Source organism: Lacticaseibacillus paracasei subsp. paracasei, from assembly GCF_000829035.1.
Lineage (GTDB): Bacteria > Bacillota > Bacilli > Lactobacillales > Lactobacillaceae > Lacticaseibacillus > Lacticaseibacillus paracasei.
Window position 1 is genome coordinate 2,378,000 of sequence record NZ_AP012541.1, and the last position, 16,777, is coordinate 2,394,776.

Annotated in this window: 15 protein-coding genes and 1 pseudogene; 8 read left to right on the forward strand and 8 right to left on the reverse strand. The window is 47.4% G+C overall.

The window, feature by feature from the left end:
• Positions 1-223 precede the first annotated feature (223 nt).
• The 5 genes from LBPC_RS11645 to LBPC_RS11665 all read left to right on the forward strand — a co-directional run bounded on the left by LBPC_RS11645 (position 224) and on the right by LBPC_RS11665 (position 7,248).
• Entirely contained in the window at positions 224-1,570 is a 1,347-nt protein-coding gene (locus LBPC_RS11645; protein ID WP_003603257.1) for a C1 family peptidase, read from the forward strand.
• A 227-nt stretch (positions 1,571-1,797) separates the two neighbouring features.
• Positions 1,798-2,898 carry a hypothetical protein gene (locus LBPC_RS11650; protein ID WP_003599703.1) on the forward strand — a complete coding sequence of 367 codons (1,101 nt, stop codon included), beginning with the start codon at positions 1,798-1,800 and terminating at the stop codon, positions 2,896-2,898.
• Positions 2,895-4,091, forward strand: coding sequence for a hypothetical protein (locus tag LBPC_RS11655; protein ID WP_003661801.1), 1,197 nt, complete (start codon positions 2,895-2,897; stop codon positions 4,089-4,091). The genes LBPC_RS11650 and LBPC_RS11655 overlap by 4 nt, the downstream gene beginning before the upstream one ends.
• Before the next feature lie 62 nt (positions 4,092-4,153).
• On the forward strand, positions 4,154-5,032 hold the full coding sequence (locus LBPC_RS11660) for an ATP-binding cassette domain-containing protein (protein ID WP_003567269.1): 879 nt from the start codon (positions 4,154-4,156) through the stop codon (positions 5,030-5,032).
• 161 nt (positions 5,033-5,193) lie between these two features.
• Positions 5,194-7,248 carry a KUP/HAK/KT family potassium transporter gene (locus LBPC_RS11665; RefSeq protein ID WP_003599714.1) on the forward strand — a complete coding sequence of 685 codons (2,055 nt, stop codon included), beginning with the start codon at positions 5,194-5,196 and terminating at the stop codon, positions 7,246-7,248.
• A gap of 156 nt (positions 7,249-7,404) precedes the next feature.
• On the opposite strand, the gene ppdK is transcribed toward LBPC_RS11665, so the two are convergent.
• Positions 7,405-10,035, reverse strand: coding sequence for a pyruvate, phosphate dikinase (ppdK, locus tag LBPC_RS11670; protein ID WP_032781094.1), 2,631 nt, complete (start codon positions 10,033-10,035; stop codon positions 7,405-7,407).
• A gap of 161 nt (positions 10,036-10,196) precedes the next feature.
• Entirely contained in the window at positions 10,197-10,820 is a 624-nt protein-coding gene (locus tag LBPC_RS11675; protein ID WP_003576237.1) for a CBS domain-containing protein, read from the reverse strand.
• Between the two features lie 221 nt (positions 10,821-11,041).
• On the opposite strand from LBPC_RS11675, the pseudogene LBPC_RS17295 reads away from it, so the two are divergent.
• Positions 11,042-11,240: pseudogene (locus LBPC_RS17295) on the forward strand (hypothetical protein).
• Between the two features lie 79 nt (positions 11,241-11,319).
• On the opposite strand, the gene LBPC_RS11680 reads toward LBPC_RS17295, so the two are convergent.
• Positions 11,320-11,991 carry a 2,3-bisphosphoglycerate-dependent phosphoglycerate mutase gene (locus LBPC_RS11680; RefSeq protein ID WP_003661795.1) on the reverse strand — a complete coding sequence of 224 codons (672 nt, stop codon included), beginning with the start codon at positions 11,989-11,991 and terminating at the stop codon, positions 11,320-11,322.
• A 509-nt stretch (positions 11,992-12,500) separates the two neighbouring features.
• Between LBPC_RS11680 and LBPC_RS11685 the strand changes: the two genes are divergently transcribed.
• Both LBPC_RS11685 and LBPC_RS11690 read left to right on the forward strand, forming a co-directional pair.
• A complete protein-coding gene (locus tag LBPC_RS11685) occupies positions 12,501-13,622 on the forward strand; it encodes a low temperature requirement protein A (RefSeq protein WP_003599717.1) in 1,122 nt (373 codons plus the stop codon).
• A gap of 13 nt (positions 13,623-13,635) precedes the next feature.
• Positions 13,636-13,920: a chromosome partitioning protein ParB gene (locus LBPC_RS11690; RefSeq protein ID WP_003567280.1), complete on the forward strand. Its 285-nt coding sequence runs from the start codon at positions 13,636-13,638 to the stop codon at positions 13,918-13,920.
• A 190-nt stretch (positions 13,921-14,110) separates the two neighbouring features.
• On the opposite strand, the gene LBPC_RS11695 is transcribed toward LBPC_RS11690, so the two are convergent.
• From LBPC_RS11695 to LBPC_RS11715, 5 genes are all read right to left on the reverse strand, one after another.
• A complete protein-coding gene (locus LBPC_RS11695; protein WP_003588738.1) occupies positions 14,111-15,226 on the reverse strand; it encodes a lactate oxidase in 1,116 nt (371 codons plus the stop codon).
• Positions 15,227-15,413: 187 nt separating this feature from the next.
• Entirely contained in the window at positions 15,414-15,620 is a 207-nt protein-coding gene (locus tag LBPC_RS11700) for a CsbD family protein (RefSeq protein ID WP_003567284.1), read from the reverse strand.
• A gap of 132 nt (positions 15,621-15,752) precedes the next feature.
• Positions 15,753-16,010 carry a hypothetical protein gene (locus LBPC_RS11705; protein WP_003567286.1) on the reverse strand — a complete coding sequence of 86 codons (258 nt, stop codon included), beginning with the start codon at positions 16,008-16,010 and terminating at the stop codon, positions 15,753-15,755.
• Positions 16,011-16,080: 70 nt separating this feature from the next.
• On the reverse strand, positions 16,081-16,287 hold the full coding sequence (locus tag LBPC_RS11710; protein WP_003567288.1) for a hypothetical protein: 207 nt from the start codon (positions 16,285-16,287) through the stop codon (positions 16,081-16,083).
• 224 nt (positions 16,288-16,511) lie between these two features.
• Complete coding sequence (locus tag LBPC_RS11715) at positions 16,512-16,763, reverse strand: hypothetical protein (RefSeq protein ID WP_003567290.1); 252 nt, start codon at positions 16,761-16,763, stop codon at positions 16,512-16,514.
• Positions 16,764-16,777 lie beyond the last annotated feature (14 nt).

The window sequence follows — 16,777 nt, forward strand, 5'->3', positions numbered from 1 at the left end:
GAGTTCAAATGGCCAAGTTCGGTTCATTTGAGTTCAAGCCCCCTTATGCTCCGGCTTCTAAGCGCTTCTGCTCGCGCTTAACTTTAACGCGCTCGCCAGCCCAGAAACCTGCGTGTAAGGGCCCCAGATGCAATGGCCAAAACCGGGCCATCACATCTGGCGCCGCTTACACTCCGGTTTCTAACCGGGCTGGCTCGCGCTCACAAAAAAGGAGTGTCTTTTAATGTCTGCAGAAATTACCACTGGCGATCTGGCTCAATTCAAACAAGATCTCCAAGCCACACCCGGTGCATCCGCTCTTCAAAAAGCGGTCATGAACAACGGTATCAACGCAACTGCTGAGAACACGGACAGCAAAGTTGCCATGACCCCGACTTTTTCTATTGAACTTGATACCGGCAGCGTTGCCAACCAAAAGCAAAGTGGCCGTTGCTGGATGTTTGCCGCCCTCAACACGATGCGTCACGGCATTCAAGCACAATTTAAAATCAAAGACTTCGAACTTTCTCAGAATTACACCTTCTTCTGGGACAAATTTGAAAAATCCAATTATTTTTATGAAAATGTTCTGAAAACCGCCGATCAACCACTCGACAGCCGTAAAGTTGCTTTTTTGATGGCCACACCACAACAGGATGGTGGTCAGTGGGATATGTTGTCTGCTTTGATCGAAAAATACGGGATCGTTCCTAAGTCCGTGATGCCGGAAACATACAGCTCAAGTAAAAGTAGCGAGTTGAACGGTTTGTTGAACTTGAAGTTACGCAAGGACGCCGTTGCGCTTCGCAAACTGGTTGCTGATAAAGCAAGCGATGCTGATATTGAAGCAGCTAAACAGAAAATGTTAGCTGAAGATTATCGGATTTTGGCTTACACCTTAGGCAACCCGCCGACGAAGTTCGACTTCGAATATCGCGATGATGATAAGCAGTATCATATTGACCGCGAACTCACCCCGCAGACCTTCTTCAAGAAGTACGTTGCGTGGAACCTTGATGATTACCAAAGTATCATCAATGCGCCAACCGACGACAAGCCATACAACCATTTATACACGGTTGAAATGCTCGGCAACGTTGTCGGCGGCCGCGAAGTTCGGCACTTGAACCTCGATATCGATACTTTCAAAGCCTTGGCCGTTAAGCAGCTCAAGGCAGGCGAATCGGTTTGGTTCGGTTCTGATGTTGGTCAGAGTTCTGATCGGCAATTGGGCATCATGGATACCAACATCTATAAGAAGGATGATCTTTTCAACACCGACTTCACCATGACCAAGGCGGAACGCCTCGATTACGGCGAAAGCCTCATGACTCACGCAATGGTCCTCACCGGCGTTGACATTGTCGACGGCAAGCCAACCAAGTGGAAGGTTGAAAACTCTTGGGGCGACAAGGTCGGTGACAAAGGCTATTTTGTGGCCAGTGATTCTTGGTTTGACGAATTCGTTTACCAAGTTGTCATCTCCAAAAAGTACCTGTCAGCTGACTTGCAAGACGTCATCAAGAACGAATACGACAAACCAACCGTTCTGGCCCCATGGGATCCAATGGGTGCTTTAGCTTCCAAATAAGTCCATACGAATTGGTAAGCTGTCATATTGCAAAGCCTCACGGTCAATGATCGTGAGGCTTTTTGCTGTTCGCAACCCCCTTGCGAAACCATCAAAAAATGTTTTGCTAGTTGACGTATCGAACTTTTTTGATTAAAGAAAAATGTGGTATTCTGGTGACACATCGTAACCACGCGTTTTTTGATACCGGAGTCATCTCAGAAAACGCTCACTTTGGAGGGCAATGTATGGGGACACAATTCGCCTTTGACTGGCGCCAAATCATTCATTCACGAAAAAACATGGCCGTACTCGGGTTGTTCATGGCCGCTTTTATCGTGGCGTTTTTCGCTTTAAGTTGGACCAAACAGCTCGATGTCACTCAAACATCACAAGCAACAGCCAACGCCGCGTTGGCCAACTATGCTGAATATAATCTGGATACGTTGAGTCAAGCACAAAAACCATTATTGGCTAATCTTGACGCCCAAAATTCAGCAACCGGCGTCATTGGCTTGGGCCTGCAGCTTGATGAGCCTGACACTACCCGTAATGGGCTGCTTAGTTTACGTACGGCGCAGCTAGCCATGCGCCAACATCATTACAAAGCGCTCAACACGATGCCGCTGCCACCGTTGCATCAGCTTACTGGCGATGTGCTGAGCCTGAACGTTTTAAAATCTGAAGGCCGGCCTGCTGCAACAAGCGTTAGCACAAGTGCTTCTTATATTGTTTTGGTGTTACCTTATCTCGGCTGGATCACTGGCGCTGCTGCGATATTGCTCAGTTGCGACAGTTGGATCGAGCGGCGGCGACACCGGACACTCATCACTGCTCGTCCTTTGACAGCTGGCCTTGCGGGGAGCAGCCGCCTACTAATGCTTACCGGTTTTTACATCTTAACGCTGCTTGCCGGTTTTGCTTTGATGGTTGCGACACCAGCCCTGATAGCTGGCCTAGGTGACTTCAATTATCCGATCGCCGTCATGGGTACAGCCATACTGCCATTGTGGCAATACATACTTTTGTTTGGCGGCCTGACAATCTTAGCCGGTATTTGGCTCATCAGTTTTAGTATGCTAGTCAATACTTGGATCACCAACGTTTATCTGACCGCCTTTATCGTCATGGCAGCCGGATTATTGCCAGTCATGCTACCACAGCTCTTCCATTTCCTGTGGTTCCTGCCAATGCCATATCTAGACAGTTACGCGACATTAAGCGGTACCTTAGTGGATCGCTTGAACCAGCCACTTGCTAGCGTCGTCATTGGCACTGGTTTGCTGTTTCTCTGGACCTTTGTTAATCTCTTTATCTTTGGCCTACGTGTCAAAAAGGAGGCAGCATGATGGCTTATTTTCGTTTTCAGTTCCACCAGCTGCTGACTAACCGGAAAAATCTAGCGGTAATTGGTATCGCCTTAGTTGCCCTGATCTGCCAATTTGTCTTTTTCCCACCGAACACCACACCGGTCGAGTTACCGACAGCAACTGTTTTAACCCGTGATCGCGATAAAAATATTGCCTTTGTCAACGAATCGCACGGGCCTAATACCGCTGTGTGGGTGCCATCAACACGCGAATTTGCTAAGCTTGAAACCCAGATGTTAACAGCGCAAAAGCAAGGAAAAAATAAAGCTTACGTTCGCGCAACTATCAACTATCTCGGTTTTTTGCGAAGATATGCTGCTAATCCCGATGCCCAAAGCAGTCCGTTCCATTACCCGCTCACCTATTATTACGAAAATCGTCAATATCCCGATGCTGATGCTGCTTACGCTAATGTTGTTTTAACGCAATCACTAATACCTTTGGCAAAACAAGCACATCCAGATGTATCGACAATTCATCAGCAAACATTCTGGCAGACACTTTTCCGCGGCGCATTGGGTGGCTGGCTGACAGCGTTGTTGCTCATCACCATTCTGCTTGCGAATGATCTGCTGACCAGCGAGCAACGTCATCGCAGTATTGCGCGTTCTTTGCCACTTAGTCCGTGGCATGCCATCAATACCAAAACGCTGACGGTACTTGGTACCCTCGCCGGGGCAGTCACCCTGCTAATTGGTGTGACTGCTGTATGTGTCATCCCCTTCCATGGTCTTGGTTCACTAACCACAGCCATCAGTAACTTTGCCAAAAACGGGTCTTACGCTTATGTCCAGCCACTGGCACTTGGTTCTGCTTTACTCATGATGCTTGGTTTGACTGTACTGCTCATGTGGCTGTTCATTCGACTTAACTTGCTTTGCCAATTGCTCTTTCACAACGAATTGATCGGACTGGTTCTCAGCGTCCTACTGCTCTTTGGCGAACCGCTCTATTTCATGCAAGGTTTAGCCTTCTCCGTACCCCAAACAGCCTACTATCTGCCTAGTTACATGAATCCAGCAGCCATCGTCAACGGCCTACAAAATTTCAGATACGATACCGGCCAAATGACACCGCTATCTGGGGTCATCGTGATTGGCAGTGTCATTGTCCTGCTAGAAATCATGCTGTTCATCGTGACACATCGCCGACATGCTGCGACGGTTAAATAGAGCGTGAGCTGGCGCGGTTAGAAACCAGCGTGATGCGTACGCATTTTACAGGAGGGTACATCATGGAATTGCAACTGCAAAATCTTGCATTAAGTTTTAAAAACAAACCCAACGTCATTCACGACATCAGCCTCACCATGAATGGCGGATCAATCGTCGGAATTGTCGCCCCCAATGGTACCGGCAAAACTACCTTGCTGCGCTTGATTCTCAATGATCTAAAACCACAAGCAGGCAAAGTGCTGGTAGATGGTAAAAGTTATGGTAGTCAGAAACAAAGCCTTGCGCTGCACCGGCAGATGTGCCTTTTCCCAGTTCAAGATGATCTTTATCCAGATTTATCCGGCAAAGCGCACCTCGAGTATTATGCCAAGCTTTGGCACAATCGTTCGAAGAGCGTGAAACAGATTATCAATGTGCTTGACATGCGGGACTACATCAATCAACCGGTGCGTACCTATTCAATGGGCATGAAACAGCGGTTATGTTTTGGTATGGTCATGGCGGCTAACACCCCGATCATGCTACTGGATGAATTTATGAACGGACTTGACACGATCAATGTTGCGCGAATGTCTCGCATTTTGCGCGGCTTACGCGCAGAAGGCAAGCTGATTATCACGGTCTCCCACTTGCTGAACAATCTGCAAGGGTACGCCGACCTCATCTACTTCATGCGTGACGGGAAGATCATCAAAACCATCGACCAACACGAACAGCAGCCTTTATATGTGCAGGTTGCTGAAGAAAATGCCAGCCGTTTACCACGTATGCCGTGGGAACATTATCCCAACGGTATGTTGGTGCTGCCAATCCAAAAATTGCCAGGTGAGCATTTCAATCAACTACTGTTGGGTTTAGCAGCCCACCATATTCCCTTCAAACTTGGGCCACTCGATCTTGATACTTATTTCAACGAATTTTACGAAACTGATCAATGAAATAAAAACAACATAACGTAACTCATGCCGCTGTTTCTTATTCATTAGTGGCCGACAATATAACTAAATTTATTATTCAGGCGAACGAATGCCGCAAGTTCGCCTTACAATATGTCGTGATTCTGCTACAATGACGGTATTACTTTTCAGGAGGCTCAAAAATGGCGTCAGGCTTGACTGCTAATAAGAAACTGCGACATAAAATTACTGCCGCGGCTTTACTGGTAACCCTCGGTGTCGTCTATGGCGATATCGGGACGTCACCACTATACGTAATGAAATCAATCGTTGCTGGCAACGGCGGCATGGGACATTTTGATACTGACTTTTTGGTCGGCTCAGTGTCCTTGATTTTCTGGACCCTGCTCATTATCACCACGGTTAAATATGTCTTGATTGCATTACGGGCTGATAACAATGGTGAAGGCGGGATCTTTGCGCTGTATACGCTTGTTCGCCAGCGCGCTCGTTGGTTGGTACTGCCCGCCATGGTTGGCGGTGCTGCTCTGCTGGCAGATGGGATGCTGACACCGGCTGTGACCGTCACAACCGCGATTGAAGGTTTGAAGGGTGTCCATATTAACGGCAACATCTTAATCGACAATCAGCAACAGGTGATTTGGGTCACCATTTTGATCATTACCTTCCTGTTCTTCATTCAGCGATTTGGTACCGATCTGATTGGTAAGGCGTTTGGTCCGATCATGTTTGTCTGGTTTACATTCTTAGGCGTTGCTGGCTTTATTGCCTTGTCAAAGGACTGGTCCATGTTGCGCGCCTTGAACCCTTATTACGCACTCCATTTACTGGTCAGTCCAGACAATAAAATGGGGCTCTTCATTCTTGGCAGTATTTTCCTGGCAACCACCGGTGCTGAGGCATTGTATTCTGACATGGGCCATGTTGGTCGCGGTAACATCTATCTCAGCTGGCCATATGTCAATATCTGTTTGGTGCTCAACTATTTTGGCCAAGCTGTCTGGCTGGATCAAAATTCAAAAGTAACGGTGTTCAACAAGATTACTGACTTCAACCCGTTCTTTCAGATGTTGCCAGAAAGCATCCGGTTAGGCGCAATTATTTTAGCAACCTTGGCGGCGATCATCGCGTCACAAGCATTGATTTCCGGCTCTTATACACTGGTTTCCGAAGCTATTAAACTGCGCTTCTTGCCACGACTGCACATCATTTACCCAACAAGGTTAAAGGGGCAGCTTTATATTCCAGTCGTCAACACCATTTTATGGTTGGCTTGCTTAGCGATCATTGGCTACTTCAAAACCAGTGCTGAAATGGAAGGTGCTTATGGCTTGGCCATCACCATTACTATGCTGATGACCACCCTACTGCTGTACCAATACCTGCGTTCGCGTCATGCGCCTGCTGTGATTGCGATCGGGACATTGATCTTCTTTAGTGCCATTGAAACAGTCTTCTTCATCTCCAGCGCGGTTAAGTTCTTGCACGGTGGTTATGTCACCGCCATGATCGCGTTTATCATTTTGGCCGTGATGTATGTTTGGCAATACGGTGGCAGAATTCGCGACGACAACACTTATCGAGCCGAAATGGCTTCGCTTTTTGCCTATAAAAATCAACTGTCCGAGCTTCGCAACGATCCAGATTATCCAACATACACCACCAACTTGGTTTACATGACCCAAATTGCGAATGACCATTACATCAAAAAGGAAATTCTCTACTCAATTTTGGATAAACGGCCAAAACGCGCACGGGTTTACTGGTTTGTTACTGTCAATGTTACGGATGAACCGTATACTGCCGAATATACAACGGATACGTATGGGACCGATTATATGGTCAACGTCCAACTCTATCTCGGCTTCCGGATGCAACAACAGGTCAACGTGTTCTTACGGCAAATTGTCAATGACATGATGCGTGAAGGTGAATTACCAACGCAACCGCAAAAATACACAACCATTCCGGATCGACAAGTTGGCGACTGGACTTTTGTCTTGCTGCACGAAGAGCTTTCACCGCAGACCCAGATCAAAGGTTTCCAGAAGGCCATCATTCAGGCGCGGCTACGACTCCAGCACATCGCAGTTTCACCCGCGCAATGGTTCGGCTTGGAATATGCGGATACCATCGATGAAACCGTGCCACTGGTTCTTGGTAAAATTCCGATTACCAAACTCAATCGGCTAACGCGTTCCCAAGCAGAAGCTCAACCCGAAGACGAAGACGATTAAGTCGCGTTACTAAAAAGAAGCTATATCTGATGCACAGCATTCTGCTGGGCGCGATATAGCTTCTTTTTTATCCATCAAGTCGGTTTTCGTTTTTTGTAAACTTGTCATGTGGACCAGAAAATCGAACTTTTTCGAAACTTTTTACTGCAAGCGGCTTTATGAAGGCTGCTTCGTCTGTTTTTCTGCACGCAACGTTGCCTGAGCAGCAGCGAGACGAGCAACCGGCACCCGATATGGCGAGCACGAAACGTAGCTGACGCCAATTTGGTTAAAGAAGGTCACAGAGTCAGGATCGCCACCGACTTCACCACAGACGCCAATGGTCAGTTGCGGCTTTGTCGCCCGGCCTTTCTCGACAGCCATCTGCATGAAGGCCCCAACACCTTCCGTATCAACGGTTTGGAATGGATCTGCTGGTAAAATGCCTTTACTCAAATAGTCCGGCAAGAACGAGCCAACATCATCACGGGAATAGCCAAAGGTCAACTGCGTCAGGTCATTAGTCCCAAAACTGAAGAAATCGGCAGCATTCGCAATCTTATCGGCCGTGATGCAAGCACGTGGGGTTTCGATCATGGTGCCGACTTCGTAATCGACTTTGATCCCTTTTGTTGCGACTAGTTGCTTGATTTGATCTGTTACCAATTTCCGAACCCAGATCAATTCAGTCTCGGAGTTGGTCAGTGGAATCATGATGTGCGGGGTGACCTTCATGCCTTCGTCGGCAAGCCGGAATACCGCATGCATCATGGCCCGAACCTGCATCTCATAAATATTTGGGAAAGTCATAGCTAATCGATCACCACGATGCCCCAACATTGGATTGACTTCCTTGAGGGCAGCCATCCGTTCGCGTAGCTGATTTTGCTCCAGGCCAAGATCTTGCGCAACTTCACTGATTTCTCGGCTATCATGTGGCAAGAACTCATGCAGCGGCGGATCCAAGAGGCGAATCGTCACTGCTTTACCATTCGCAAGCCGGTATAGCTCGTAAAAATCCTGCTCCTGCATTTTTTCTAGCGCTTGTAGCGGCGTCTTGCGACCAGCCGCATCTTTGGCCAAAATCAATCGGCGCATCTGCAACAGTCGTTCTGGTTGGAAAAACATGTGTTCAGTCCGGGTTAAGCCGATGCCATCAGCACCAAATGCCAGTGCTTGCTCCAAATCCTTAGGAGTATCTGCATTGGTAAACACGGCCATGCTACTTGCATCTTTTGCCCATGTCAATAAAGTGGCTAAGCTTTCCTTGACCATCGCCGCCGTTGTGGTGATTTGACCACGATACAAATTGCCAGTGGTACCGTCAACCGATACCCAATCGCCTTCGTGGAGAACGGTTGACCCAACCGTGGCAGTTTTCGCATGTTCATCAACGCTTAGTGCGTGCATGCCGACAACCCCAGTCGCACCCATGCCGCGAGCTACAACCGCTGCATGTGACGTCATCCCGCCACGCGCCGTCACAATTGCCTGACTGACAATCATACCTTCAATATCTTCAGGCGAGGTATCTTGCCGCATCAAAATAACTTGATGGCCGGCATCGTGCGCCGTTTTGGCATCAGCGGCAGTGAAGTAAACTTCACCAGAAGCCGCTCCCGGTGAAGCTGGCAAACCAGTTGCCAAAACAGTATGCGCGGCCAGCACTTCAGGATCAAATTCCGGATGCAGCATGTCACTGATCGATTTAGGTGCCACCCGCAGAATAGCCTCATGCTGATTGATCAGTCCTTCATTAACTAAATCAACCGCGATTTTCACCGCCGCGGCTGGCGTTCTTTTCCCATTACGCGCCTGCAACAGATAAAAATGGCCGTGTTCAATCGTGAACTCCAAATCCTGCATATCACGATAATGTTGCTCCAGTTTCGTAGCGATGGTTGCCAGCTGATCATAAACTGCTGGCATTTGTGCCTGCAAAACGGCGACCGGCTGCGGCGTCCGCACACCGGAAACCACATCCTCACCTTGTGCGTTCAATAGATATTCGCCGAACAAGGCGCGTTCGCCAGTTGCCGGATCACGTGTAAAGGCAACCCCGGTCCCAGAATCTTCACCAGCATTCCCGAAAACCATGGTCTGAATGTTCACCGCAGTTCCAAGATCTTCAGGGATTTGATTTTCCCGACGATAAATCACGGCTCTGTGGTTATTCCATGACTCAAAGACGGCTGCAATCGCCGCTAACATCTGATCCTTAGGCGCCTGTGGGAACGTTTTGCCTGCCTGCTCATACAGTTGCTTAAATGATGCAATGATTGCCTGCAAATCAGTCGTTGTCAGATCCAAATCTGAAGCATAGCCCTTATCACGTTTCATGGTCGTTAGAACGTCATCAAACGCTTTTTCCGAAAGGCCGTAGACCACATTGCCGAACATCGCAAGCAAGCGGCGATAACTGTCATACGCAAATCGCGGATCATTCGTGAGTTTTGCCAAAGCCACAGCGGTTTGATCATTCAAGCCGATGTTTAAGATTGTATCCATCATCCCCGGCATTGAAATCGGCGCGCCGGAACGAACCGACACGAGCAACGGGGATGTCTGATCATCGAACTGCTTGCCAGTTGCCTGCTCCAAGGCCGTCAAGTGTGTATCTAATTCTCGCAACAAATCATCTGAGAGACCGTGATTGGTTTGATAGCTGTGGCATGCAGCAGTGGTAATCGTGAATCCCGGCGGCACCGGCAGGCCAAGATTCGTCATTTCGGCCAAATTAGCACCTTTGCCACCTAAAAGTGCGCGCATCTCCATGTTGCCTTCAGCAAATGCATAAATCTGTTTCATCATAAAGTCTTCCTTTCGTTTAATGTGACGTGATATATGTTCGATTTATAATGTATTATTTTTGAAGACAAAATGCAAGCGTTTACACATAAAATTGGCCTAATTATTTTTTGAATCATTAATGACAACAAAAAAGCCGCTCGCAACAATGTACGAACAGCTTATGGGACAAGGGTTTCAATGAGATATTTAAAAATTCGGTTTTTTGTAATTTTTCCAATCACATGGGTATCGCCAGCATTTTGGACTACCGGCAGCGAATCAACATTGTGTTTAAGGAGCAGTTTGCTGGCCGCGATGATCGATGTATCAGCGGTGACGGTAATCACATTCGGCATGCGGGTCATGACGATGCTCGCTGGTAACGTTGTATCGCGATTAGTAAAGCTTGCTCGTAATAAATCTTTACGCGAGATGAGGCCAACTAAAGCACCATCATCATCTAATACGTACAATGAACCAACGTCGGCTAAAAACAGTTTGGTGACGGCTTCTTCCATTGATGTCGTCAATTTAATCTCCGTCGGCGGCAGTAAGATAGCAGCAATAGTGGTCTGAAAGAACTTTTGGCTATCCATTTGCAACAGATTCTCGCCTTGATACGCATAGCCGACTTTAGGTCGCGCATCTAAGATTCCAATTGTTGTCAACAGCCGTAAATCAGCGCGAATTGTCGCCAAACTAATGTTGAGCTTAGTCGCCAACGTTTCCCCTGTCATCGGACTTTCCGCTTTCAGTAGCTGAATGATTTTATTTTGGCGCTGGGTCAGTTGCGTGACGGCCACCTCCTATTCATTAATGTTAATTATAACATTTTTGCGATATATGACGTGATATTTCGTCGCGAAAAGTTTGGCAACTTATTTGGAGAGGCTGAATACTAGCAAAATAAAGTGGCTGGGTCATAATTCTTAGTCAGCTATTAAAAACGAACGGTTTTCCGTTATTGGAAAACCGTTCGTTTTTGACTTCTCATGGATTATTTATTGCGATTTTAAAGACCGTAGTGCCAAGGCGGAGCAATCGTAGGCCAGATGGGGCTCAGCCGTGCAAACAACACAGCGACCGGGCTTTGTCGCTGATGTTGTTAGGCGACTTCGAGACCGTGGGCTTTGCGGGCTCGAAGCGCCGTCTCCGCTCTAGCTACGCGTCGCCACCCCAGCTGGCCGGAGATTGCGGAGTTTGGCACGGCAAAAAAGTTTTAGCCTAGCGACTTTCTACGATTATTCGGAATTTAATGAATCACAAGTCTTGCAAGGGAATTATGGCTCAGCCTCCATAATTTTATAAAGTTTGCTTATCCAGAATGGTTATCTTGTCATCCAAGGTGTAAACAATTGGTTGCGCATTTCCAATTTCGACCTTGTTGATGCCAGCATCGCTGATGTCTTCCATAAACTTCACCAAGGCGCGCAAAGTAGAGCCGTGAGCGACAATGAGCTGATTTTTCCCGGACAAAAGGCGCGGTGCCAGTTCAGCTGTCCAATACGGTAACAACCGTTGACTCGCATCGGCGAGGCTCTCGCCGCGCGGGATGATCGTGGCTGGATAACAGTGGTACCGCCGGGTTCGACTAGGATTAGCAAGTAATGGCGGATGTGCGGAAAAACTCCGCCGCCAACTTTCAACCTGATCCGGGCCAAACAGCTTGCGCGTCAAGTCCTTGTTAATACCACGTAAGGCACCGTAATGCCGCTCATTAAGCCGCCAACTTTTCGTGATCGGCAGGTAGTTCTGGCCGATCTTATCTTGCACGATGTATGCCGTCATGATTGCCCGCGATAGCACGCTCGTATGAACATGATCAAACAAGATCCCCGTGGACGCGATTTTTTCCCCAGCTGTCTCAGCCTGTGCCTTACCCTCTGCGGTTAAACCCACATCCGACCAGCCGGTATAAGTATTCTTCTGATTGGCGATGCTCTCGCCATGCCTTAACAGGACTAATTTAACCACAAAACGGCCTCCTTAACCCAACTAGTATACCAGACTGCGCGGGCGAGTGGTAAACGCATCAAATAGTGCTGCTTTGCTTAGTTTCATGTTTGTCATTCTACTTCATTGATGAAACCAGCGGAATAGCAATGGACTCAATGGTCAAAGCGAAGCAGTTTTCTTCGCTTAGACCAAGTCCTAGTGGCGAGACGGCGTTGGCCTTGCGCATTAGCTCGAAGTCGTGCCCCACCACTCTAACCAGCTCGGGCTTCCGGAACAAACTCATTAGAAGAGAACTAAAACCCGAACCATCCACATTTTCTCACTGAACCACGCGAACAGGCCCAGAAGCCTCCACATAAGGGCCTCCCAAAGCCCAGCCATTTAGGCTTGAGGTCGCTTACGTTCCAGCTTCTAACTGGGCCTTTTCCCGCTCTGCATTTTTGCCGGAAAAGCTGGAAAATGATAGGCTACTATATATACGAGATCGGCGAAGGCTTGTCTCTTTGCCTTTAGAAAGAAGGATGCTCATGACCCAGTCGCATAAATCGGTTACGATGGTCGAGCTGTTCTATGATTTAATTTTTGCCTATGCCGTTGGCCGTATGGCGCAAGCGCTTGCACTGCCGACACATGGTTTCATTGCTCCGCGTATGCTTGGTGAGTTTTTGATGATGCTACTTGTTTTCTGGGTGATTTGGACTTACCAAACTGTCTTAGCCAACCGGTACTTTAACAACCAACTAGCCCAAAGTCTCTTTACTCTTTTTAATATGTTCTGGGTCATCGTCTTAAGTACCGCCATCAACGTTGATTTCGTTAAAACAAAATGGTCCTTTCAATTGAGCACCGCCATTTTGTTTTTGAGTGTTGCGATTCAATATGGCCTGATCTGGCGGCAAAAACATGCTGCTTTACCCAAAATTTTTGGCCTGACCTTAACAATTGCTGGCGCGCTGGCACTTGTATCGCCTTTCCTAACCCCATACTCGCTGTCATTCACGGTCTTCTTTTTGGGCGTTGTGGGGGCCAGTTTTGTCCCGCTGCTTTTCTGGCGAACGATCAATGCTGCCCCGGTGGATTTTAGTCATTTGAGTGAGCGTTACTCGCTACTGGTCCTGCTGATTTTCGGAGAAGCGGTTATTGGCGTGGCCGATACGGTTTATAGCGGCTTATCACTGCAGGCCGGTTTGTTTTTCTTTGTGGTTATATTGCTTTTTGTGGCTTATCAGCTAGTTTATGATAACGGCCTTAACCGCCAGATAAAAACAGGCGGTTTGGCAGCTATTCATCTTCATTACCCGTTATTAGCGGCCATCCTTAGCATCAGCACGTTTATCCACCTGTGGTTGACTCAGGAATTAGATCCGCGTTGGTTTGCCGCGGCGATTACCTTGGCTTTAGCTGTTTACTATTTTAGCCTGATTGGCTACTTGCGCGCCTATCCAACCAACAAGATCGACATCGGCTTCAAGCGTTGGTTTTATTTAGGATTTTCACTCATGATTTTTGGGGTATACAGCTTCATGACGGCGGCTATGCCATTGCCGTTTATGCTAGGCTTAACTGCGTATTTGCTGGCCAATACCTTATATCTTTGGCAATTCATTCTCCATCCCAACGACCCGTTGTATAATGAAAGTGATCAATGAAGGGAGAATTCATATGACAACATATGATGTCACATTCAACACCGTCGATGGCAAGTCGCTGATTAAGCGCAACGTGGAAAGCGACCACGAAAACGCCCGGGTCTGGGAGGACGCGGTTGAGCGATTTGACGCCGATCACCTCTACATCAAAATGAACGACAAGACAATGGTCAGCCTTTTGCGGCGCGCCGTTGTTCGTATCGACATGACTGAATTACCTAGTGATGTCGAAAAAAAGGCTAATCGCCGAGATGAATTTCGTAATGCTATGTACACATTAAGTCAAATCGGGCTGTGACCTGATTGCCGCTAAGCCTTGTTGCCATTTCAAATGGCAGCGGGGCTTTTTTGATGGGATCGTTAGCAGATAAAGCTGACTGTGATTGCCTTTAAAAGCAATTGAAATGGCACAAAGACAAAAAATCCTCCGCAACAGCAAAGTCGCGGAGGTCATGATTTTATATTTTTAAAGCACGCTTCTGGCTGAATTAGTCAGCATAGTTGAAGTGTGTTAATGGTGCGTGCTTCACATCAGCAATCGTCTTAGTGCCAGCAAGTTGCATGATGATTTCAAGTTCGTGATCAATCTGCTCGAACACGCTTTGAACACCTTCTGCACCACCCAAAGCCAAGCCATAGATCACTGGCCGGCCAAAGGCAACTAGATCAGCACCGGCTGCTAACGCTTTGAAGGCGTGACTGCCGCGCCGAACACCAGAATCAAAGATGATTGGAACGCGCTTGTTAACTGCCTTTGCGATCGCTGGCAAAACGTCGAAGGATGCCGGACCACCGTTCAACTGACGGCCGCCATGGTTGGAAACATAAATCGCGGCTGCACCGGCACCAATTGCGCGCAAAGCATCTTCAGGAGACTGAACCCCTTTGACGATGACTGGCAGATCGGTGTATTCGGCAATTCGACGAACATCGTCTTCACTGATCTTTTGAGCAGCAGAGGCATAAATCTCGCCAATTCCTTTGCCTTTACCGTCACCGGCTGAATACTTTTCCAAGTTCGGCATTGGAATTGGGAACTGGAAGTTGTTAATGATATCTTCTTCACGATAACCATCAACAGTGGCATCAACCGTCAAAATGATGCCCTTCACACCGGCCTTCTTAGCCTCATCGAGCAAGCTCTTGTTGAAGTCCCAATCCTTACTCATGTACAGTTGGAACAACTGCGGTGCGCCATTGCCGGCCGCGGCTGTATCAGCGATGGATGTTGAGCTGTAGGTACTCTGAGCCATCAACCCGCCAACAGCTGCAACGCCCCGCGCAGTATCTTTTTCGCCTTGGCTATGAGCCAAACCTTGCGCAGCAGTCGGTGCCATCATAATTGGCGTCTTGAGATCAATGCCCAAGAAGTTGGTGGACAGATCTGGAGAATCAATGTTGGACAATGCCTTAGGAACAATCTGAGCGTGATTAAACGCCTTTGTGTTTTCGGCCAAGGTCCACTCATCTTCAGAACCCCCGACGATATAACCATAACCGCCAGTAGGAATAATCTTCTTTGCTTCATCTGCCAATGACGGCAAGTTCAAAATGTTCAATTTCTTTTCTGCATCGCTTTGTTCGTAACCATTAACAACTGTCATGTGTAAAAAGCCTCCCAAAATTGCTTACTTATCAGAACACAGATAAATGTATCACTTATAATTAGTAAGTAAAGGGATTTTGCTAATTTTTTGTAAGTGGTTATAGTGCGGCTTTGTTCCTACAAAAAAAGAACGCCATCTGTCGGCGTTCTCTCTGGTTTGACCAATCGGAGCTACATCCCCCGATTTAGTCCTCTTTTTTCTTAGTCTTATCTACAACGTCATTGAACTTCTCGGCTACTTTATCTTTTGCTTCGCCAAGTTTTTCTTTCACGTCGCCAGCAATCTGTTGGGCCTTACCCTTAGCTTCGGTTGATTCATCACCAGTTAATTTACCAGCGGTTTCTTTAACCTTGCCGCTAACCTTGTCTTTTGCTGCATCATAATCTGTCATATGATTTCCTCCTTCTTTGCTTAATTTAAGGATACCAAGTTGACATTATGCCATGCCACTTTGGGGCTCACGCAACCTCTAAGGAAAATAAAAAAGTCTGTACAATCGGCGTACAGTCCTTTTCATTACACGCTAGTGACGTGCACCCGGTCGTTTTTCTTCAGGCGCTGGCGGGATAACCGCTTTGCCGCCTTTTTTAATATGCTTGTAGTTCACGACCGTCTTATTCTTCATATCTTCAACCAGTGAGGCATCATCAGGCGAAAAACTGTCGATTGTCAGCATTGCCGCGTTGGCATAGAGCTTTTCAACCGTGCCTTTGAAACTCAATGGCACATCTTTTGCTTTACGAACTGATACTTTATCACCAATAACGATTTCTTGTGACACAGAAAAACCTCCTTAAAGGCATTCGCCAGCAAATTCGCCGTGCGGGCTTAACTTGCTGGCGGGTAAGTGCTTACTTGGTGGCCTGCACTTTCACTTTGATCGGTGCATCCAAGTCAACCGAATCACTGAAATGTTGCAACAAATAGCGCTGCATAGCGTCGCGCGCTTCTCGCTTAGTCATCTGATGACAGACCCGGGAAGAATCGTGCCGATGCCCCCATTTATCCGTATACTGACCAACGACTTCATAATCACGAAGATGTGCTGCAAATAACATGATTCCTCTTGACCACCTTTATTAATTGTACCATGAGTCGGCACACGTTTTTGTATCACAAGAAGCATTTATACACCCTAGAGGCATCAGTTTCAACTATTCTAAGAAAAAAGTTTATAAACTGCTATTGACAACGCTGGTGGCCTTGATCTTGCGGCTTTTTACGGCAGCACTCGATGCTGTAATCCTCATTTTAGAGGCCATGCAACTAACATCGTCGTTAGCTACCCGACACTTTCTTTAACTTGATTTTGTGTTGTTGCTAACTGCGTCGTCTGACTGCGTTTCATGCGATTGAATGCAATGACTGTGCGACCAATTAAATCCTGTACGTTTACTTGATCCTGCGGCGCATAATCAAGAATTTCGACCAATGCAGAATTTTCATAGCATTTCTGAATGCGACCAACAAAATCATGTTCCATATTGCCATTCGCACGACATAAAACGACCATGCCTTCTTTTGCCTGCTTCATGATTAAGTTCCCCC